Annotated in this window: 14 protein-coding genes and 1 pseudogene; 7 read left to right on the top strand and 8 right to left on the bottom strand. The window is 58.0% G+C overall.

Annotated elements, in window-relative coordinates; translation table 11 throughout:
- Nucleotides 1-227 precede the first annotated feature (227 nt).
- The 6 genes and pseudogenes from LEPTO7104_RS38935 to LEPTO7104_RS37580 all read left to right on the top strand — a co-directional run.
- Nucleotides 228-458, top strand: a pseudogene (locus tag LEPTO7104_RS38935) (IS1 family transposase); the annotation flags it as partial.
- A 432-nt stretch (nucleotides 459-890) separates the two neighbouring features.
- Nucleotides 891-1,418 carry a hypothetical protein gene (locus LEPTO7104_RS0128995; protein WP_017302084.1) on the top strand — a complete coding sequence of 176 codons (528 nt, stop codon included), beginning with the start codon at nucleotides 891-893 and terminating at the stop codon, nucleotides 1,416-1,418.
- A gap of 110 nt (nucleotides 1,419-1,528) precedes the next feature.
- Complete coding sequence (locus tag LEPTO7104_RS40675) at nucleotides 1,529-1,993, top strand: hypothetical protein (protein WP_155523969.1); 465 nt, start codon at nucleotides 1,529-1,531, stop codon at nucleotides 1,991-1,993.
- A 242-nt stretch (nucleotides 1,994-2,235) separates the two neighbouring features.
- A complete protein-coding gene (locus LEPTO7104_RS0128990; RefSeq protein WP_017302083.1) occupies nucleotides 2,236-2,937 on the top strand; it encodes a fimbrial biogenesis chaperone in 702 nt (233 codons plus the stop codon).
- Nucleotides 2,938-3,514: 577 nt separating this feature from the next.
- A complete protein-coding gene (locus tag LEPTO7104_RS40670) occupies nucleotides 3,515-5,146 on the top strand; it encodes a fimbria/pilus outer membrane usher protein (RefSeq protein ID WP_196358199.1) in 1,632 nt (543 codons plus the stop codon).
- Nucleotides 5,137-6,267 (top strand): fimbria/pilus outer membrane usher protein, encoded by a 1,131-nt coding sequence (locus tag LEPTO7104_RS37580; protein ID WP_155523967.1) that lies wholly within the window; start codon nucleotides 5,137-5,139, stop codon nucleotides 6,265-6,267. Before LEPTO7104_RS40670 ends, LEPTO7104_RS37580 begins: the two co-directional genes overlap by 10 nt.
- A gap of 70 nt (nucleotides 6,268-6,337) precedes the next feature.
- On the opposite strand, the gene LEPTO7104_RS37575 is transcribed toward LEPTO7104_RS37580, so the two are convergent.
- From LEPTO7104_RS37575 to LEPTO7104_RS0128965, 3 genes are all read right to left on the bottom strand, one after another.
- On the bottom strand, nucleotides 6,338-7,723 hold the full coding sequence (locus LEPTO7104_RS37575) for a pentapeptide repeat-containing protein (protein ID WP_017302080.1): 1,386 nt from the start codon (nucleotides 7,721-7,723) through the stop codon (nucleotides 6,338-6,340).
- A gap of 185 nt (nucleotides 7,724-7,908) precedes the next feature.
- Nucleotides 7,909-8,994 (bottom strand): hybrid sensor histidine kinase/response regulator, encoded by a 1,086-nt coding sequence (locus tag LEPTO7104_RS0128970; RefSeq protein ID WP_017302079.1) that lies wholly within the window; start codon nucleotides 8,992-8,994, stop codon nucleotides 7,909-7,911.
- Nucleotides 8,987-12,079, bottom strand: a complete 3,093-nt coding sequence (locus LEPTO7104_RS0128965) for a CBS domain-containing protein (protein ID WP_017302078.1) — start codon at nucleotides 12,077-12,079, stop codon at nucleotides 8,987-8,989. Before LEPTO7104_RS0128965 ends, LEPTO7104_RS0128970 begins: the two co-directional genes overlap by 8 nt.
- Before the next feature lie 354 nt (nucleotides 12,080-12,433).
- Between LEPTO7104_RS0128965 and LEPTO7104_RS35940 the strand changes: the two genes are divergently transcribed.
- On the top strand, nucleotides 12,434-13,156 hold the full coding sequence (locus LEPTO7104_RS35940) for a tetratricopeptide repeat protein (protein ID WP_017302077.1): 723 nt from the start codon (nucleotides 12,434-12,436) through the stop codon (nucleotides 13,154-13,156).
- A 56-nt stretch (nucleotides 13,157-13,212) separates the two neighbouring features.
- On the opposite strand, the gene LEPTO7104_RS37570 is transcribed toward LEPTO7104_RS35940, so the two are convergent.
- The 5 genes from LEPTO7104_RS37570 to LEPTO7104_RS37565 all read right to left on the bottom strand — a co-directional run bounded on the left by LEPTO7104_RS37570 (nucleotide 13,213) and on the right by LEPTO7104_RS37565 (nucleotide 21,205).
- On the bottom strand, nucleotides 13,213-15,723 hold the full coding sequence (locus tag LEPTO7104_RS37570; protein ID WP_017302076.1) for a PAS domain S-box protein: 2,511 nt from the start codon (nucleotides 15,721-15,723) through the stop codon (nucleotides 13,213-13,215).
- A 109-nt stretch (nucleotides 15,724-15,832) separates the two neighbouring features.
- The gene (locus tag LEPTO7104_RS35930; protein ID WP_040697943.1) at nucleotides 15,833-16,141 is read right to left on the bottom strand and encodes a diguanylate cyclase domain-containing protein; all 309 of its coding nucleotides are present in this window, start codon (nucleotides 16,139-16,141) and stop codon (nucleotides 15,833-15,835) included.
- Nucleotides 16,142-16,491: 350 nt separating this feature from the next.
- Nucleotides 16,492-16,662, bottom strand: a complete 171-nt coding sequence (locus LEPTO7104_RS40665) for a hypothetical protein (protein ID WP_017302073.1) — start codon at nucleotides 16,660-16,662, stop codon at nucleotides 16,492-16,494.
- Nucleotides 16,663-16,685: 23 nt separating this feature from the next.
- Nucleotides 16,686-17,900 (bottom strand): EAL domain-containing response regulator, encoded by a 1,215-nt coding sequence (locus LEPTO7104_RS35925; protein ID WP_017302072.1) that lies wholly within the window; start codon nucleotides 17,898-17,900, stop codon nucleotides 16,686-16,688.
- A gap of 68 nt (nucleotides 17,901-17,968) precedes the next feature.
- The gene (locus LEPTO7104_RS37565; protein WP_196358198.1) at nucleotides 17,969-21,205 is read right to left on the bottom strand and encodes a PAS domain S-box protein; all 3,237 of its coding nucleotides are present in this window, start codon (nucleotides 21,203-21,205) and stop codon (nucleotides 17,969-17,971) included.
- Between the last annotated feature and the right edge of the window lie 3 nt (nucleotides 21,206-21,208).

Here is a 21,208-nt window from a genome sequence, read left to right as displayed (position 1 = left end):
TGAGGTGATGCATTCAGGCCAAGCTGACGTCGTCACTCAGCAACGACAAGCCGTTTTTAAACACGGCTTATCTCGCCCATCCTGAGCGCTTTGTCCATCATCCGCCCACTCCACCCGTGGTGCCCAATGCCGTTTGGATCAATCCACCGATAGCAGCTCCTAACAGCCAGGCGGTTCCACACTAATTTGTTTTTAGTTTCTGTCTCATTTTTGTTGACACATTCCGCTTCTGGGTCACCGATGGTTACCCGGTTTGTCCTCAGTTCATCCCAGAGGGTGCCCAGATTTTCAGCAAAACCTATATGACTCGAGTTGAAGGTGAGAATACTCGTTTGAGACATTATCTCGCTCGTCTGTGTCGTCACATCTTGTGCTATTCCCAGTCCGTAGAGATGCTGGATTCCTCTGCTCATTTGCTACTTTACTGCGTTAAGTTTGGTGAAGCAGCCATCCCATAACCAATTCGGGCCTGAATTTAGTAACGCTTCTATTTTTATTTCCAATCATCTCGATATAATTACGCAAAAAGAAATCTAGACTTGAAAATGAACTAACAAAAACTAAGTGCAATTAGCGTGGGTTAATTGAGCCAGAGCTATTAAAGTAGTAGACATGGAGGAAAGAGATAAAAGCCTGGTTGCAAGCAAGCGATTCACTCACCTGCTATTCGAAGATCGAAACGATTAGCATCTTCGCAAAAAACTCAACCGGTTATCACTCTACTTCAGTGCAAGCTACCGCAATTCTGGCTAAGGAAAAGGTTATTCCCTCAGTGATAAAGGGGAGTGTACTTCTAAGCTCAACCCAGAATGTAGGCCGCAGGGGGCATTCTCTATACCCTGCAAACAAACTCACTTTAGGCAAATCATTGCCACTTCAGGAGACTCATTATGTTTGCTAAAGCTTTCCGTAATACCCTAATCGCTTCCAGTCTGCTTATCGGTGCATCTCTGCTCGCTGGCCCCGCTGCCCTAGCAGCCACTGACAACGGTGTTGTAAGCGGTGATGTCCAAGCTGTCAACACCATTACATTCACTCCAACAACAGGTACAGCAATTACCGGTGGGGCCGCCGAGCCAGCTTATCCCATCGGAACCTTGGACGTTCAAGACAATGCGGCCAATGGCTGGACCTTAGATGTGCAATCGCTCAACGGTGGTCAATTGGTCAATACGGTCACTCCCACCGATGTGATTGCCTACGATACCCTCACCACAGCTAATATTGGCGCTTCGACGGCCACCCCGGTAAACTTTGTGGCGCCAGCTACTGACTATACGCTGCACGATTCTGCCTTTGACGCGACTGTAGCAGCAGGCGTCACTAATGTTAGCGTAACGGCGAACATAGCAGCCGGTCAGTTCGTTCCTGTTGGCACCTACGCCGATACCTTAACCTTCACCCTAACGTCTAAATAATCCTCACTGGAGGGATTTGGAGTTAACTTGACGGTCTGATTTAATCACTAAGTTGTGTGGAGTTGCTTTAGGGTATCTCCACACAATGGGTGTGTTTTAGGGAACACAAAATGCGAAGTTATTACCTCTTCAAATGGGTTGCACCGGCAACGCTGGGGCTAAGTATGTTGTGCCCCGCAGCAGCGTTAGCCTTAGAAATTATCGACTACACACCCAGCACTACCTTTACCCTCAGTTCTAGTGTCGGTAATCTTAATCAAGACTTTGGCACGGTTCATATTCAGTCTGATAGTGCTACTGGGTGGGTATTGCTCGTGCGCTCAACCCAGGGTGGCAAACTATACCAAGGCACTCATTCATCTGCCGTTCCCTACAGCTTGACTGTAGATGGTCTTCAAGTCAGCAGCCTGGCTGGTGGTGGCGATGTTACAGCGTTAACCGTCTCAAGCCTGACCTGCTCGCCCCCTAGCGGCTGCACGCTGCCGGTGCGGGCCACTGCATTGACCAGTGACGTTGCCGGAAAACCAGCCGGACCGTACTCAGATACGCTGGTATTTACCCTCATTAATCAATAAAAATAAATCAATCTTGATATTCTCTCGAAACCATTTAAGAGACCGATAAGTTGCTAAGGAAAAGGGCACTATTAACCCAGTGGTTAGCTACACAAAGCAGAGTTAATTTACCGCATTTCTTCAGCAGTTTTAAGCCTAGTCTCTCTGCAATACTTCATAGAGAATCGACAATGAAAGTTTTGGCACAAACCTTGGCACCCATCGGTTGTCTAGCCTCGCTTCTACTGGGGGCGGGGGCATTGATGGCTCCACCCAGCTGGGCCGATGCTACCTATCAGCTCTCCCCCTCTAGCCTCACCCTCGAGCCCAGCGGCGATCGCTCCACGGGCTCGTTTCAGGTGCGCAGCACAGGCGATGAACCCGTAGCGGTTGAAATTCACGTCACCGAACGCCAGATGGACTTAAACGGCAAAGAGACCCGCCCCGACGCGGAAGATGATTTTGTGGTTTACCCGCCCCAGATTTTGCTGCAGCCGGGCCAGGCCCAAACGGTGCGCGTTACCTGGCTGGGCGAGCCTAGCCCAGAGCGCGAACTGCCCTTTCGACTGATTGCCGAGCAGCTGCCCATTGCTCTCGACAAGCCAGAGGTTGAGGTCACAACGGCGGTGGTGCAAATTAATGCCCTTTATAACTTTGTAGCTTCTCTCTACGTTGCACCCCGTGGAGTCAGCCCTAATGTGGTGATCGAAAGCGCCAGCCATCAAAACATCAATGGTCAAGATGCTCTGGTGGTGCAATTTCATAACCAGGGCACAGCCCATCAGCTGCTGACTGGCCTACACCTCACCTTAGAGGCAGGCGGCCAAGTGGTGACCCTCGGCCCCGAACAGCTACAAGGGATCAGTGGCGAAAACCTGCTGGCCCAAAACCAGCGGCAGTTTACCCTGCCCTGGCCGACCGGGTTGCCGGTGGGACCCGTTACCGCCACCTTTGCTCTGCAATAAGCCCTGACCCCACATAGCGCTGGCCAAAAGGCCCAAGAGCTGGTAAGGCCAAATCCTGGGACGTGGTCTGGCTCGCGATTGCCACCCCAGAAGTACTGTCTTCGGCTGGTTATAGCCAAAGCAGCGATCGCTATACCTCTCTGTGCGCTGGTTACAGTGCTCCCCTGAATGCCCCGTGTTAACGCCCTATTTGCTAATGGCAACGACGGCAACTCTGCCGGTCAATTCACTGCCGCCCCCCGCGGCAGACTCTGCGCTTACGGCGGCGGCTGAAGCCCAGAGTCTACCCCAAATTGACGCGGCTCCCAACCCTGAAGCGGCTGGGGCCCATACTTTGGTCTCTGGTTTACCTGCTCCGCAACCGTCGTTTTCTACGTCCCGGCAGCCTTTGGCAACAGCAGCTTCCCCTTCGTTAGCAGAGGCGACGATTCAGGCTGCTGTCCCGATTGATCAACAACTTGCAAAACCTCAACTCGCTGCTGTCCAATCTAAAAACGCTAATTCGATGCACCCTGGTGCTCGCCCAAGCGCGCCAGAACTGGGTCTGAATGCTAGCCAGGCGGCCTGGAGTCCAAAGGTGGCGACTAGCGTTCACACCGCTGCGCTTTCCCGACCAGAGCCTGCAACCCCAGATCCAGCACCATCGGTACTGAGGCCAGAGCCCAAACTCCCTAATCTTGGCAATGTCTCAGAGCCCGAAACGATCGCGCTTGAGGCCGAAATCCCCAATGCAGAGCCAGCAGCTTCTCCGGTAGAGACTAAAAACCAACCTCAGCCTTCTACCTCAGAGAGCGAAACTCAATCCCCAGCGGTCCCTGAGCCTGCGGCTGAAATTTCTGATTCAGACCCTGTAAACCATTCTCCTGAGACTGAAGCCCCTGGGGCAGAGCCGGGCGCTACCTCTACCAAAACTCCGGCTTCTGAACCTACAGAGGAATCGGCTGAAACCGAGGCTGAACTATTTGAGCGCATATTTGGCCGCCCGCCGCCGCAGAATCAGACGATTGCGGTGCCTTTTTTCATTAACGATCAGCCCCAGGGGCAGGTGATTGTGGTGATTGCTGAGGGCAGTGCTAGCCAGGTGCAGGCCGCCCCGGTGCTCGACAAAACCGCGTCTATTTTGCAGCCCGACGTGCAGAGCCAGCTATCGGCGATCGCCGACAGCGAGGGCTATTTGCCCCTAGACCAGCTCCAACAGTTGGGCATTGCGGTTGTTTTTGATCAAACCCAGCTAGAGCTGTACCTACAAATTCCAGCGGAGCTGCGGCGCACTAATGTGTTGGGGGTCTCTGGCTTGCCCCCCGAGGCGGCGGATGCTCTGCCCGTGAGCACCGTCAGCGGGTACCTGAATATTTTGGCGGGCGAAGATATTGCCTGGTCAGGCTCGGGGAGCACCGGACGGCAGCCACTACGAATTGCTCTTGATGGAGCCCTGAATCTATCGGGCTGGGTGCTAGAGGGCCGCGCCAATGTAATTGAAAGAGGCGCGCCGGGGTTTAGCCGGGGCGATGTGCGCCTGGTGCATGACGACCCGGTCAATGCCCTGCGCTACATCGCGGGGGATTTATCCATTCCGGTGAGTGGGGCATTTCAGACGGTGGTGCCCCTGGGTGGTATTTCGGTGTCTCGCAACTACAGCTTGCAGCCCTACCGGGTGACCCGCCCCACGGGGGAATTTACGTTCTTTTTAGAGCGTCCCTCTAGGGTGGAGGTCTACATCAACGGGGTGCGGGCGCAGCAGCTGCAGCTGGATGCGGGGCCTCAGGATCTGCGCAACCTGGCGCTGAGCACCGGCACCAACGATATTCAGCTGATCATTACCGATGACCTGGGACAGGTGCAGCGCCTCGACTTTGTCACCGCCTTAGCCGGTAATTTGCTAGCGCCGGGGTTGCAGCAGTTTTCTTACAATTTTGGCTTTCCCACCCGCACCCTGGGCGGCCAGCGCCAGTACCAGTGGGATGAGCCGCAGCTGGCGGTAGCCCATCGCTGGGGGGTGAGTTCGACGCTGACCCTGGGCGGCTACGGGCAGCTTACGCCCTCCTATCAAATGGTGGAAACCGATGGGGTGTGGGCGTCGGCGGTCGGCAACTGGGGTTGGGATATTGCCGCCAGCCACACAGGCGAACTGGGCACAGGTCTGGCCATGCGGTTGCAGTATGAGCTACCCCCAGCCCCCAAGATGCCTCTAACCGATCGCTGCGCGTAGCGGCAGAATACCGGGGCGATCGCTTCACCACCTTTGGTGCCCTCGGCCCCAGCCCCGACTGGCTCACCCTGTCAGCCGCCTACAGTCAGCGCATTTTTGGCGACACCAGCCTAAATATTGGCGGTGGCTACCGTTTCGGGCGCGAAGGGCCCGATAGCTACAGCGCTAACCTGGGGCTGTCGCGATCGCTGGGCACCGGCCTCAGCGGCAGCCTCAATCTCAACCATAGCCGCAACCAGCAGGGGCAAAATGAAACGCGCGCCTTTTTAGGGCTGTCCTGGCTAATGCCCCAGCGCCGTCAGTCGCTGGCGCTCAACACCACGGTGAGCAGCACCGAGGCGATGGGCAATCGCCTGTCGTGGAGCCGCAGCCCCGATCGCCGACTGCAAAGCCCAGGCCTGGCGCTCGATCTAAATCGAGGCAGCCAGGGTTACGATCTCTCAGGGCGACTGACCTACACCGACTACCGCTTTGATCTGGGCCTGACCCACGATGTCGCCTGGCCATCCCAGGCGGGGGCGACTACCAGCAACACCACTCGACTGACCTTTGGTACGGCGCTGGTGTTTGCCGATGGCCACTTTGGCTGGTCGCGACCAATTACCAACAGCTTTGTGCTGGTGGTGCCACGCGATCGATGGCGGGGGCAAACCATTGGCGTCAACCCCAGCCAGGAGGGCTATGGGGCTGTAGTCGATGGGTTTGGCCCGGCGGTGCTGCCCGATCTCCAGCCCTACTATGTCTCGCGGGTGCGGCTCGACGCGCCGGATGCGCCCCTGGGCTATGACCTGGGTACCGATGAGTATGTGATTATGCCCAGCTATCGCAGCGGTACGCTAATTGTGGCCGGTACCGAAGCTTCGGCATTTGTCCGAGGCGTACTGGTGGATGAGTCCGGCGCACCGCTGGGGTTGCAGGCAGGCGAGGTGGTCTCGCTGTCAGACGCTAACTGGGTGGCCCAAACCCTGTTTACCAACCGCATTGGCCGGTTTGCCCTGCTGGGGTTCACCCCTGGGCGCTATGAGATTCGGTTGCGCGATCGCGCCCCGCTGCAATTTGAAATCACTCCCGACCAGGAAGGCATCATTGATCTCGGCACGTTGCAGATCGGCCTTCCCTAAGCCCAACAAAAAATCCCTGGATTTTTAGAAAATCCAGGGATTGGTCCACCCGACGAGACCTGAAACTGAGCTAAGCTACCGACACCCAACCTTTGACCAGGGCCAGAGGAATGCTGATGTAGGGGTTTTGGGTAAACACCCGAATTAGCTCGCCGCTGCCCGCCTCCAGGGCCTTGAGCAGCCGGGCCTTAAACTCAGGGCTAACCCGAGCTTTTTTTTGCAGGGCGTTGCTCACCATCTGGGGCCGCTGGTGGGCAGGCACCTGGGGAGCCTGCTCAGCCAGCTGTTGCAGTAATTCTTCTACCTGAACAACGAGTTCAAAGTCAGAGACCGTATCCATCGCGTGCTGATTATATTGCACTGATTTTTGTTGGCCCCCAGCTTCAACGGTGTCGGCAAAGCTACCGATGTTGGCACCGCGCATGTCGTATTTAGATACACCAGTCATAATGCTATTCTCCGTTACAGAAACTGATTGGACGTAAACGTTTTGCCGGGTCATGGCCTTGAGCAGATCCAGCAGTTCGTCGTTTTGCCGCTGCACCGTGGCCATCTGGTCTTCTTTAACTTGCAGCTGCTGACGATAGAAATCGCCCCGGCCCAGGGTGCTAAATAATTGCTGCACAGTGGGCTTTTCCACCGCAGTCGGTGGAGGTGCCTTAAGGCCAGGCACTCCCACCCGCACCATCAGGTCGCCGTTGCCTTGACGCTCTACCGACTGCAGATAGATATCCAGGGGCGAAGGGATACCCGCAGAGGGCCAAGCAACTCGGTAGAGATGAGGGCCACCCTGGTCGCAAGCTTCGACAAAACTCTGGTAAAACTGATGCAGAGCTGACCGAAAGCAGGCCGTATAGGTACTGGTCGCCTCATAGCCGTCCTGGCCAGAACTTTGATTGAGGCAAGACAACACGTAAACGTGGTCGCAGGTCACCTGCTGTAGGGTGACCAGCACACTAATGTCCATATCGCTCACCATAATGCCAGTCATCTCAGCTCCGGTCAGCCGAGTGTTAGTGAGATTGGCATTGGTGAGCTTGGCTCCCTTAAGGTTGGCTCCGGTGAGGTCGGCCCCAGTGAGGTTGGCCCCAGCCAGGTTAGTCATGCTGAGGTTAGCGCGGTGCAGGTTAGCGCCGCGCAGGTCAGCATAGCTGAGGTTGGCACTCAGCAGTTCGGCCTCGGCCAGGTTAGCCCCGGCCAGATTGGCACTGCACAGATTAGCGCTGTTGAGATTGGCCGCCCGCGCATCGGCATAGCTGAGGTCGGCCCCCCACAGATCGGCGGAGTACAGGTCGACCTTGTGCAGATTGGCACCGCTGAGATTTACCGCACAGAGGGCGGTAGCGCAGAGGTAAGCTTCGCTTAAATCAGGTTTTATGGTTGGGTTATCATTTCGCCAGCGGTTCCAGGTTTCAATGTTTTGCTTTAGATGCACGAGGTGGGTTGGGCTGCCCATGAGACGCACCTCCCCTTTATGTGATAGGCCCTGATGATGTAACGGAAGGCTTCAGCGATGAAAAGATGCAAGAGCTGAAGCTGATAGACCCTAGCCAAAAGACCAGGTAATTAACGGGATGTAACGGAAGGCTTCAGCGATGAAAAGATGCAGGGGGCTGAAGCTGGTGAACCCTAGCCAAGGGGCTAGTCTGGCAGTGCCACCCGCACAATGGTCTGCTGCCCAGGAATGCTCTCAATGAGCACTTCACCCCGGTGCAGCTCGACTAGGCGTTTGGCAATGGTGAGACCCAGGCCAGTGCCCGTAGCTTCTGACTCGGGTTCAAATTGGAGGTAGGCTCCCACGTGGGCGATCTGGTCAGAGGTCATGCCCTGGCCATAGTCGATCACATAGAACGTGACCTTACCGTCGCCACGTGACCCAAATACCTTAATCGGGGTGCCCACGGCAGAAAACTTAAAGGCGTTGTCGAGCAGCTCTTCGCAGACCTTGCGCAGCTGCGCCTCGGACATGGGCACTTCCAGGTGCTCTAGGGAGATCTCCAGGTCGTCCTCGCGCAGATAGTCGACAGCCATGGTCTGGGCCATCTCGGTAATCACCTGGTCGGCGCGATCGGTGTGCTGGTGCTGGAGGGCTTCCGCGGAGATTTGCGCGGGGCTAAGCCGCTCAAGTTTGGCAAACAGCATCACGTTTTGGGTGAGCCGGGCGGTACGCTGGGCGTTGCGCTGAATCGCCTTGGCCAGGGTGGCCACCTCTTCGGGGTGGAGAGTTTCGGCCTTGTCGATGAGAGTGGTGGATAGCTTGAGCACTTCTCGCATAGGGGCACCTAGCTCTCGTGGCAGAGCAATGTTGATACTGCTGCGCAGGGCGCTGAGGTGCTGCTGAGTTTTTTGCTCCATAGCGCTCTGGGCTCCCAGACGGGTATGAATCATTCGCAGTAGGTCATGGTGGGTGAAGGGTTTGGTGAGATAGTCATCGGCTCCCAGATCCATCCCGCTGCGAAAGTCAACCCGTTCGGCCTTGGCGGTGAGAAACACAAAGGGTAGGGTAGCCAAGCCAGGATCTTGGCGGATCTGCTGCAGCACGCCGAAGCCGTCGAGCACGGGCATCATCACGTCGCAGATCACCATATCGGGCTTGAACTCGTGAATTTGGCGCATGCCCTCTTCGCCATTGGCGGCGCTGTCAACAATAAAGTCTTCGGCGTTGAGAATATCAACGATGCTATCGCGTACCCCAACTTCGTCTTCGATTACCAGAATCTTAGCCATGATGGTCGCTCCATAGTACAAGAGGTAATACAACGGTAAAGGTAGTGCCTATACCCACGTCACTGACAAACGAGATCCGCCCCTGATGGGCTTCGGCGGCCCGCTTGGCAATCACCAAGCCCAGGCCAGTGCCGGAGATATTCCCCACGTTGTCGGCCCGGTGAAAGGCTCCGAAGAGCTGCTCCTGGTCGGCGGGGGGAATGCCAATGCCGCGATCGCTCACCTGCAGCACGGTCTGGTCAGCCCCACAGTTGAGGGTGAAGGTGACCGGGGTGTGCTCGGGGGAATATTTCACCGCGTTGGAGAGCAGGTTGAGGAGCATGTGCCGCAGCAGCTTTTCGTCGGCCAGCACCTGGAAGCGATCGCCTGTGGCGATGAATTCGATGGAACTGGCGGTGCTGATTTGGGCAAACTGCACCTCCTCGACTAGGTCGAGGCAAAACTGTTGCAGATCAATGGGGGCCACGGTGCAGTCGAGCTTGCCCGCTTCGGCTTTGCCCACGGTGAGCACGTCATTGAGCAGGCCAATCATATGATGCACCGAGGTTTGAATACGCTTGAGCACCACCTGCTGCTTTTCAGGGGGAAACTTTTGGCCGTAGCGCTCCAGGGTTTCGGCTGAAGCCAAAATGGTTGTCAGCGGAGTGCGGAACTCGTGGGAGGCCATCGAGATGAAGCGGGTCTTGAGGTCGCCCAACTCTTTCTCGCGAGTGAGGGCTTTGCGAATGTTGACTTCGACCTGCTTGCGCTCGGTGATGTCGCGGGTGATACCCCGGTAGCCCTCGAACTCCCCATCGGGGGTAAAGATAGGGGAACCACTGATGTCGAGGGTGACGGTCTCACCGCTGGGGCGCAGGCAGGTGGCCTCAAGCTGGGTGAAGGGCTGGCGTTGACCCACTAGCAGGGTCAAGATGGTGTTAAACCGCACCGCCTCATCGTCGGCCATAAAGTCGGTGAACCGGTGGCTGAGAATTGCTTCGGCAGGGCAGTCGAGAATTTCAGTGGCGCGGGGATTGATGTAGCTAAAGGCAAACTGGCGATCGATTTCCCACACCCAGTCATTGGTTTGCTCGACCAGGCTGCGAAACTTAATTTCGCTGGTTTGCAGGGCGGCTTTGGCCTGTTCGCGATCGCTAATATCCAGCCCGACAAACACCGCCGCGCTTCCCTGGTCGTACTTTTGGGCTACGAGCAGCCAGTGACTCGCCTCCCCATTCGCCGAAAATTGCAGCTCTTGGGTGATCAGGTTGGCCTCGCTGCCTAAGAAATCTTGAGCAAACTGGCAAAAGGGCGATGCCTGACCCAAAAAGCCCACGTGCTGACCAATGAAGTCAGCGGGCAGGAGGTCAAAGGAATCGGCCAGACGGTGGTTGCAGCCCAGGTAGCGCCCGTCTTTGCCCACCCATGACACCATAGCGGGTACCGCGTTGAGCACGGCCTGAAGCTGCTGATTGGTTTTGGCCAGGGTTTGCTCAGCCTGGCGGCGTTGGTCGACTTCTTGACGTAGCTTTTTGGTGACCTGACGCCAAGATGCGGTGCGTTCTTCCACCCGCTGCTCCAGCTGATCGTTGAGCTGTTGCAGGTGAACTTCGTACCGCTTACGGGCTTCGAGGTCCTCCTGAAGTTTTTGGTACAGCTCTGACTGACGCACGGCAATGGCCACCGATCGCGCCAGCTGCTCTACCAGGCGAGTTTCCCAGTCGCGCCAGCGGCGAGCCTCGCCGCACTGGTTGATGACCAAGAGTCCCCAGAGCTGATGGTTACAGACAATGGGCACCACCAGATTGGCCCTAATTTGCAGTGCTTCAAGCATATCAACGTGGCAGGGGGTGAGGCCTGCCCGTTGAATATCTTCCACCGCCTGAAAGCGACCGTAGCGGTAGGCTTCAGCCCAGTGCTGCTCAAAGCAGGTATCTTCAATGGTGTGACCCAGCAGCGACTTCCAGGGTGGCACCACCGCTTCTACAGCCACAGTGCCACTGGCAGCAGTGTCAAACCGATAGATCAGGGCGCGATCGGCCCCCAGCAGCTGCCGTACTTCCCCCACCGTGGTGGAGAGAATATCCTGCACTTCGAGGGATTCGTGGATGCGCTGGGTGAGGGTAGTAAGCAGGCGATCGCACTTAGCCTGTTCTTCGAGCAGCTCGGTGCGCCCCTGCACTAGGCGTTCTAGCTCAGAGCTGTGGCTTTTCCAGATCTCCACCTGTTCGCTGTCAGACTGCTTAAAGGTTTGCCACAGATGGCTAAAGGAGGCTTGCAGCTCGCGCAAATCGAGGCTGTAGAGCAGGTCTGACTGGCTGATCACCCCAATGGGCTGCTGCTCAGGGGTACCCACCACCAGGCAAGGCAGGCGGTGCTGGCTCATTTCTGTGTAGGCCAGCCACAGCGAATCGTTGGGTTGAAGACAGAGCTGCGGATCGCGCATAATCGCCCGTACCGGCAGCTGGGCCAGATCGAGCTGCCGGGCCTGAAAGCGCAGCACATCCTGCCGTAGCACCAGACCGAGCAGCACCCCAGCGGCGGTGGGGTCAACCACCGCCACGCAGTTGACCTGGTATTCGGCCAGCAGCGTGGCGGCAGCCAGGGCCGAATCGGTGGGGTGGGCGGTCGCCAGATTAGTGGTCATGCGCGACTGCGCCCGCTGAAGCTTGAGTACGTGGGGCGGCTGAAGCGTCTGCTGCAGTGAGCCGATGGTGACTAACCGCACTGGGCGCTGATCGGCATCGACCAGGGGCACATGGTGAATCTGCCGCTGGCGCATGAGGTCTAATATATTGAGGGCGCTGTGGGTTTCGTCGACCGGCAGCACCGTTAGCGAGTTGGCCATAAGCTGGTGCACCGGGGTGGCGAGGTCGACGCCGTTGACCACCATGCGAATGACATCGCGATCGGTGACGAGTCCCACCAGCCGATGCCCCTGCACCACCAATATGCAACTGTGCCCCTGAAGCGAGTCCTCGCCTAGAGCATTAATCACCTCTTGCAGGGTGGCAGTTTGAGGCACCGTCACCGGAGTAGTGCCGAGCGACCATAGGGCTTCGGGCCGGTGACTTTGGCCAAAATTTGCGGTTTGAAGGTTGGGCATGGCTTGAACTGCCGATAGAGATGGGGAACTTAGATAGGGTCGCTGCTAGGACATAACCGCACAGCCTGGGGGAGATTGCTTCTCCCTTTCTTTAACCTACGGGCAAGCCATCGGATGTCGTATCAGGAGATACCTGAGATCTCCTCCGAAATATCCTGATACGCCAAAACCCTTGGGCTGAGGTAGCCTTAGAGCCGTTGGGTATTGACTTGGGAGCCGAACTCACTGAGAGAGCAATTCTAATAGCCCACCCCGATCGTCCCAAGGGCCGACCAGTTTAGAATCTGGCCACTGGTGTGGGGAAACCTATTGTTCTCCGCTGAAGGTAGCTGCATCAAAAGGTCAGGATTCCCCATGACAATTGCCTCTCGCCAGCACCACGCCGAATGTCTGATCGTTTTGTGGCAGCTCACGGCCCAACATGAGGGCGATGCCGCACCGGTATACCAATGGCTGTTGGCACACCCGACCGCCGCTCAACCCCAGGCCCTGGCGGCGGCACTGCCCCTGGCGGCCTCGCACTGGCTGGCGGCCTATGCCGAGCCCACCACTCGACCGGTGGCCCTGCGGGTGATGGCCACCTTTGCCAACACTATCCAGCAGGGCCCACTGGGCAACCGAGCCGCCCAGATTGATCTGGCGATCGCCACCTATAACTGGGTGCTGAGTGAGCTGTCGACCAACTCCATTGACTGGGCCACCACCCTCAACAACCTCGCCACCGCCTACCGCCACCGCCTAATGGGCGACCCTGCCGACAATCTAGAGCAGGCGATTAAACTCTACAAGCAGGCGATGGCGGCACGATCCCCCCTTACCTGGCCCGTCACCATGACTGGGCTAGCGACGGCCTACCGCGATCGCATCGACGGCAGTCCGGCTGAAAATATAGAGAGTGCGATCGCTGCCTACGCGCAAGCTCTAAGTACCATTCCCCGCGACACTCAGCCCGTAGCCTGGGCGATGGTGACCAACCATCTGGCGGCAGCCTACGGCGATCGCCCCACAGGCGATCGGCTAGACAATGTTGATGCTGCTATCAACACGTACCGGCAGGGCTTTTTTGGACCTTGCTGAATAGGGGGTTGAATCTAAGCTGAGACAGGGGCATACCCTCAGTTCGATCCCTCTCTTTAGGCCCGCATCGGTACCCGCAGTAGAATCTGGGTTCCCTTTCCCGGCGCGGAGGTAATCGTCAGCTGACCACCGATCAGCAGGCTCCGTTCCTCCATGCCCAGTAGACCTAGACTGGTGCCTTCAGTTTTAGCCCGGCCAATGGCCTCGAGATCAAACCCCACCCCGTCGTCTTGAATCGAGAGGTGCAGAGTGTGGTCGGTCTGTTCGAGGGTGATGATGACGGTTTGGGCCTGGGCGTGGCGGGCAATGTTGGTCAGCGCCTCCTGCACAATGCGAAAGCAGGCAGTTTCGGTGGAGGCTGGCAGTCCCTCGGGGTGTAGGTCGCACACTAGGGTCTCGTGCAGGCCGGTGCGATCGGCGTGGCGATTGACGTACCAGCGCAGAGCCGGTACGAGCCCCAGGTCATCAAGCATAGAGGGGCGCAGATCAAGGGAGAGGTCACGCACTTGCTGAAGCGCCCCATCGACGATCGAGAGGCAGTCTTGCAGGGGTTCGCTGGCCCTCGGGTTGTCAACTATGCGATCGAGACGGTGCAGGTTGAGCTTGACGGCGGTAAGGGCTTGCCCCACCTCGTCGTGCAGCTCGTGGGCTAAAAAGCGGCGCTCGGTTTCTTGGGCCTCTAGCAGCTGGCTCGATAGGGCGTGCAGGCGGGCGCGATCGTGTCTAACCTGTTCAAAGAGGCGGGCATTTTGGAGGGCAATGGCCAGGTGGTTGGCCACCTCCTGGGCGACTTCCTTGTGGTCGTTGCTAAAGTGGGCCGGGTGCGGTGAGGTCAGGGTAATCTCGCCAATCACATCCCCATTGGCCACCAGGGGAATCGCCATCACCGACTGTACTGGGGTCGCCGTAAACCGCTGCAAAATGGCCGGGGGCGAGATCATCTGCTCAGGGCTCTGCACCCGAAAAACCGAGGTGGAGGGGGCGCTCTGGGCCAAAACAAAATCCTCTATGGGTAGCACCAACCGGTGGGGAAATAGCGGGGCGGCGGTCGGGACGGGGCCGCTGGTATTGGCCAAAATTTCGCCCAGCCGAATGTCTTGATTAAACAGCGCGACGATGCCCTGGGAGCAGCTGAGCAGTTGGCTTAGCAGCAGCAGGGCAGACTGGGCAATATCCTGGGGCTCAAAGTTGGTGAGAATGGCTCGGTCCATATCGTGCAGCCCCCGAAGTCGGTGGGCGTACTGCTGAAGGGTGATTTCGGCCTGCTTGGCCAGGGTGATGTCTTGCAGCACCACAATGAAATATTTGGGCTGCTGCATCGAGTCGCGCACCAGCGACACCGTCAGATTAGCCCAAATTGAGCGCCCATCCTGGCAGAAGTAACGCTGCTGCCAGGTGTAGCTCTGGCTCTGGCCCTGCAACATCCCGTCGAGGTAGTGCTGGTTGTCGGCTCGGTCGTCGGGATGAATCGTCCCCTGGAAGGATTCTCCGATGAGTTCGTACTGGGGGTAGCCGAGAATCTCACCCAGGGCGGGGTTGAGCCACAGCAGCAGGCCATCGGGGGCGACGTGGGCGATGCCCACCGCCGCCTGCTCAAAGGTGGCGCGAAAGCGGGTTTCGCTCTCTATTAGAGCAGTTTCGGCCAGCTTTCGCTCGGTGATGTCTTTAATGGTGGTAACAAAAAAGTCGATGCTGGCGTCGTCATTATTTAGAATGACCCTAATTTCTAAAGATGTATAGACGATCAATCCATCTTTGCGCAAAAACCGAATTTCAAGCACGCTGCTATCGACGGTGTTGGCAGCGAGTCGGGCGACCTGGTCGAGAGCCAGCGACCGATCATCGGGGTGGGTGAGGTCTGTCCAGATCATCTGCTGCATTTCGTCGCGGCTGTAGCCCAGCATGTCGCTGAGGCGATCGTTGAATCGCACCCAAGTCTGGGCGTCGGCAGCAATAATGGCCATGCCCAAAAAGGGTAGATCATAGAAGAGGCGTAGGGTGGCCTCGGCCTGCTGGAGCTGAAGATTGACGGCTTGTAAGTCTTCCATGCGCTGCTGGGCCTGTGTGCGGAGGCCCTGATTGCTGGCCCGCAGAGCGGTTTCGGTCTGGTAGCGCCGGGTGATGTCGTAGAGGCCCATGACGGCACCCTGGGGTTGACCACGGTTGTCGAGCAGGGGATAACTGTTGACCAGTACCAGGTACCGATCGCCCCCAGGATGCACGATCGCCAGCTCCAGATCGCCCAGAGTTTCGCCCCCTAGCCCCCGCCACAGAGGCAGGCGATCGCTGGGCAGCGGGCGGCGATCGCCCGGTACGTAAATGCTGACCGCCCCAGTCAGACTGGCGGCAGTCTGGTCTTCAGATCCCAGGCCCAGCAGGCGGCGGGCGGCAGCGTTGGTCAGGGTAATAGTCTGGTCGCGATCGCACACCACCAGCCCCTGCTCCAGGGTTTCAATCACCGTCGAGAGGTTGATCCCCATCTGGGGCGGCTCTAGGGCCGGGTCGCCTTCGGGGGACAGTGAAAGCCCGAGAATGCCGCTGTTTCGAGAGGGGGCAGGTTGAACCATAGCGGTAGAACATCAGCAGAAAACTATACCTTGAGGGTGCCTGCCAGAGCCCCGATTGCTTCCTCGGGGGGGCAAACCGTTATGGAACGTCACGATTGTTGTATCAGTTCTAGACCAATTCGGCGACAAACACCTGAAAGTGATCGCGCCCCTGCTGCTTAGCCCTGTTAAGTGCCCAATTGGCCTGGTCAATTAGCGCCCGGGGCGACGGGTCTGAGTTTGGTACAGTACAGGCCACTCTCAGGTTGATGGGAACGTAGGGCCGGGTACGCGATGCCGCGTGGACAAAGCCGAGTTGGGCAATAACCTGCTGGATGGCAATGCCCACCTGGTTCGCCATCTGTCTGAGCAGATTGACCTCCCGTTTTTCCCAGCGCCGGGGGGCAGAGCACTGGTTGAGAATCAACAGACCCCACACGGGGTCTGCCGGGTAATAATTGGGCCCACCACCAGCGATCGCATGGGTAGGTGGCAAAACATCTGGAGATCGGCACTCGGCAGCCGGGTGCCCTGTAAGTCTGAAATTGAGTGCAGGCAGCCCGTCTGGTAAAACCCCGGGTTGGTCTGTTGCGGTACCGCCTCGAGCTCAGCCTGCCCCTGCAATCGAGTGCAGCAATCGCTAGTGCCTTCTACCGCAATATACCCCACGGTGGCTTGCTCAAATTGATATATAGCTGTAGCCAGTCTGGCTAAGATATGTCTCCTATGAACGTTCAAACGTTTGAACGTCCATAGGGTTTCTGGATGTCCTAACCAACGTAACTATTGCTATATAAACGCCTGCTCTACCATAAGAAATTGCTGAGCTTCGGTGACGGTGGTTTGCAGAATATCGTTTAAATTCAGCGTTTGGCGAATGTGCTGGGCAATGCGGTTAACCAAGCGCTCGCGGTCAATTTGACCTTGCAGGGCTGCCCTAGCTCGGCGGCGTTCGTCCACGGTATGTAGTAGTGGAAATCAATCTAGCTGGATCGAGATGCCAACCAGTACCCAAAGTCATCGCCCGCCAGGGGGCGAGCAATGTGGTAACCCTGTGCCAGATCGCAGCTAATATCGTTTAGGTAGTTGAGGGTTTCAGCATCTTCAACCCCCTCGGCGGTGCAGCGCAGACCAAGGCTGTGGCCCAGGTCAACGATAAATTTGACTACCGTGCGCGACTCCGAAGAGGTCATCGCCGTCATCACAAAAGACTTGTCGACCTTAATCTCGGAAAAGGGTAGCCGCACCAGCTGAAGCATCGACGAAAACCCAGTACCAAAGTCGTCGATCGACAGATGAAAGCCAATCATCCGCAGCCGCGTAAGCAGGTCGAGGGAGGCCACAGGGTCATCCATAGCACTGGTTTCGGTAAGTTCAAAGATCAGCCGGGCGGGGTCAACCCGGTGGGTCTCACAACACTCTTGCACGCGCACAAACAGGGCGCTGTTGCTCAGGGTACGGGCTGAGATATTTACCGACAGCATCAGACGATCGCAGGTGGCAGGCGACAGATTAGTGGCCCCAACGCAAAGCGGCCCGAACCAAGCCAGCGCCTGATTGATCACTTGGTCAGTGAGGCGATCGATCAGATCGCAGCTCTCTGCGAGGGGAATAAATAGCCCTGGCGGCAGCAAACCATAGGTGGGGTGAGCCCACCGCACCAAGGCCTCGACCCCGGCCAGTTCGCCCGTGGTGCAGAGCACTTTGGGCTGGTAAGCCAGCACAAATTCCTGACGATCTAGGGCCTGGTGCAGGTCAGTCAGCGTAATTTCTGGGGACTCAACTGGGGCGACAGTGACAGCCAGTGGCGGCGGCGCAGTGGTAAGGGTTTGGCCTAGCAGCATCTCTCGCATCTGGGGAGGCGAGAAGGGTTTGGCCAGCACCCCGGCAATGTCGAGGCCGTGCTCGACTGCCGATCGCCTGGCGGCATCGAGCACCCGGCTACCCACGCCGCTGGTAATAATAATTCTGGCCCGGCACGACAACTCGGCCAGCCGTGCCATTACCTGTACGCCATCCATAGTGGGCATGACCAGGTCGAGGGCAATGTGGGTGGGATGCCAGTCGTGGAGCAGACTAAAAAATCGGTCGGGATCGGGTGTAAAGTGCACTTCCAAACCGGCAAATTCAGCAATCCGCTGAATGGTTTCTCCGGTCATGGGGTCGTCATCTAAAATCAACAGTCTGCGATCGCCCATTCCATTACCGCGCTCCCCACACGACCGTGGTGTATAGATTTGTCATTGCCTCATGCTCCTGCCCGTGCTTAAGTTTGCCCACTGATGCTTTCATCCAGCACATCGCGAACTTTTTGGGCCAGATCGGCACGCCGATAGGGCTTACTCAGTAGGGTGATGCCTGGGGCAAGCCGCCCGTGGTGCACGATCGCCTGCTCTGAATAACCTGAGGTGTAGAGAACTTTGAGCTCGGGTCGCAGCCGCCGGGCGGTATCACCCAGCTCTCGACCACTCATGCCGCCAGGCATGACCACATCAGTAAACAGCAGGTCGATCTCAGGCTGCTGCTGAAGTATTTCCAATGCCGCTGGCCCGCTACTGGCCACCGTCACCCGATACCCCAGCTGCTCTAGCTGGTTTTGCGCATAGTGGCGCACTAGGTCGTCATCCTCGACTAAAAGGATTCTCTCTTTACCGCCTGCCGACGTTGTCATAGCTACAATCTCAGAAAAGCCTGCTTGGGTTCCCAGATACTTAGGTAGATACAGCCTGATCGTCGTACCCTGCCCAACTTCTGAATAAATCGTAATTTGCCCATTAGACTGTTTAGCAAAGCCATGCACCATGCTAAGCCCTAGCCCAGTGCCCTTGCCAGTATCTTTGGTGGTAAAAAAAGGCTCGAACACATGGGGTAGATCCTCTGAGGCAATGCCTACGCCGCTGTCGGAAACGGTGACCAGCACGTACTGTCCCGCCTGAGCCTCAACCTGCTGAGCTACGTAGTCTGGATCGAGGTAGACATTGCTGGTTTCTATCACTAGCTCGCCGCCCTGGGTCATGGCATCACGGGCGTTGAGGCAGAGGTTGAGCAGAGCGCTCTCCAGCTGGGCCGTGTCTACCAGGGCGGGCCACAGGTCATCTGCGGGCAGTCTCACCACTTCGATGTGCTCGCCCAGGGTGCGGCACAACAGGTCGGTCATGGTGGTGATCAGCTGGTTGACATCAATGGGCTTGGGGTCGAGGGCCTGGCGGCGGGCAAAAGCCAGCAGCCGCTGGGTAAGATCGGCCCCGCGCTGGGCGGCGCTGTTGACCATCTCGGCCAGGGGTCGCAGAGTCGAGTCGGAGGCAAGGATTTCGGTCAGCAGCTCGGCATTGCCCATGATCACGGTAAGAAGGTTGTTAAAGTCGTGGGCAATGCCGCCGGTCAGCTGCCCCAAAGACTCTAGACGCTGGGCCTGGCGCAGCCGGTCTTCGAGAGCAATGCGATCGCTAATCACCCGAAAGTACACCGCCAGACCCTCGGTCGAGGGGTAGGCATTGATATCGAACCACTCGTGCAGCGGCTCATAGTAGGTCTCAAAATGCCGCGACTGATTTTCGCGCACCGCCTGGTGATATTCGCTGTAGACCTGAGACTCTTGCGCCTCAGGAAATACTTCCCACACTACCCGACCGATCAGCTCTCCCGGCGGTCGCCGCAGCACTCGCTCGGCCTCGGCATTGAGGTAGGTGAAGCGCCACTGGTCGTCGAGCAGGTAGAAAGCGTCGGTCATGCTTTCGAGGGTGGTGCGCAGGCGGGTGGCAAACCGCTCTAGGGCCGACTCGGCCTGCTTCTGTGCCGAGATGTCTTGAAACGCCCCAATTACTCGCACAATGTCGCCCTCGGCGTTGCGATCGGCTTCGCCCATGGCTCTGGCCCAAAACCGCCGCCCGATAGCGGTATATAGCTCGACATCTAGGTCAAAGGGGGTGCCCTCCTGAGCGCAGGCCATAAGGGCGGCACTCACCCGCTGACGGTGCTCGGGAGTGAAGAGATTGAGGGCGTTTTCTAGGGATGGGGCATTGTCGCCCGACCACTCTAGAATGTGAAAGATTTCCTCTGACCAGTACAGCTGGTTGCGGCCAATGTCGGCGGCCCAGCCGCCCAGTCGACCCAGCCGCCCGCCGATGCGGGTCAGGGCGCGGCTCGCTTGCAGCTGCTGGTTGACCCGCTGTAGCTCATCGGTGCGCAACCTCAGGGCGGCTCCCGCCGCCTGCTCGCGGGCCAGACCGGCGGCGATCGCCTGCTCCGCCTGTACCCGCTCGGTGACATCAAGCACCAGCGAAAAAATTGAGACCAGGTTGCCGTCGTCGTCGAGCCGAGCTGAGTTGTACCATTCGCAGTGCACCACCGCACCGCTGCGGGTCAGGTTGCGGTTGCAGCTAACGTTACGCCAGGTCTTGCCGTGGAGCAGCTGGGCCATCACTTGCTCCACGGCAGCGGTGTCCTCGGGATAGACAAAAGGCCAGTCGCCGGGGTGTCGCCCGTGCACCTCGGCTTCGCTCCAGCCAAATAAAGCTTCGGCCTGGGGCGACCAGTGACTGACCCGTAAAGCCCAGTTCCACTCCACCACCGCCAGGGGGGAGTTGTTGAGGTGAAAGCTAAGGGTGTCTTGGGCGTAGCGCAGCGCTTGCTGCTGCGCCTGGGTCAGTTTATCGGCAGTGAGGTCTTGCAGGGTGCCTACCAACATGGGGGGAAAGGCGCTGTCGCCGACAAAACTCTGGCCCTGCAGCCGTACCTGGCGCACTTCGCCGTCGGGGCGCACCAGCCGGTGCTCTAGGTCGAGGGGCTGGCCTTGTACCGCCTGGTGCAGGGCAGCGGTGACCACATCGCGATCACCAGGGTGTACTAGCAACACAAAGGCCTCCAGGGTTTCGTCAAAGCTGTCGGTGGTCAGACCGGTCAGCCGGTAAATACCCTCGGTCCACAGCAAGCGGTTCTCGTCGATATAAAAATGCCAGGTATTCATCTGACTGAACCGCTGGGCCGCGGCCAGGCGCTGGGCGGTAAGGCGATGGTGAATGCGCTCAAACCGCAGATCTAGAAGGGCCATGACCTGCTGGGCCAGAGCCTCTAGCAGGTGTAGTTGTTCGGCGGTGAGGGTGCGGGGTACTTGGTCGAACACCGCCAGGGTTCCTAGGGTTACGCCTAGGGCCGATCGCAGCGGCAGGCCCGCGTAGAAGCGCAAGTGGGGCGGGCCGACCACAAAGGGGTTGTTGGCAAAGCGAGCATCCTGATAAGTGTCGGTCACCACTAGGGTGGCGTCGGCCTCGACCACATGGGTGCAAAAGGAAATGTCGCGGGGGCTTTCAAACCGCTCTAGCCCCACAGCGGCCTTAGACCACTGGCGATGCTCGTCAATCAGGTTGAGGGCGGCCATGGGAACCTGGCACAGGTGGGCGGCCAGCTGTACCAGGTTGTCATAGGCAGCTTCGGCGGGGGTATCGAGCAGGTAGTGCGAACGCAGCACCTGCAGCCGCATCTGCTCTGAAATGGGCTTAGGCAAGGG

The sequence above is a fragment of the Nodosilinea nodulosa PCC 7104 genome, assembly GCF_000309385.1.
GTDB classification, from domain to species: domain Bacteria; phylum Cyanobacteriota; class Cyanobacteriia; order Phormidesmidales; family Phormidesmidaceae; genus Nodosilinea; species Nodosilinea nodulosa.
The sequence above is the reverse complement of the archived record's forward strand: the minus strand, read 5'-3'. Positions and strand labels throughout refer to the sequence as shown.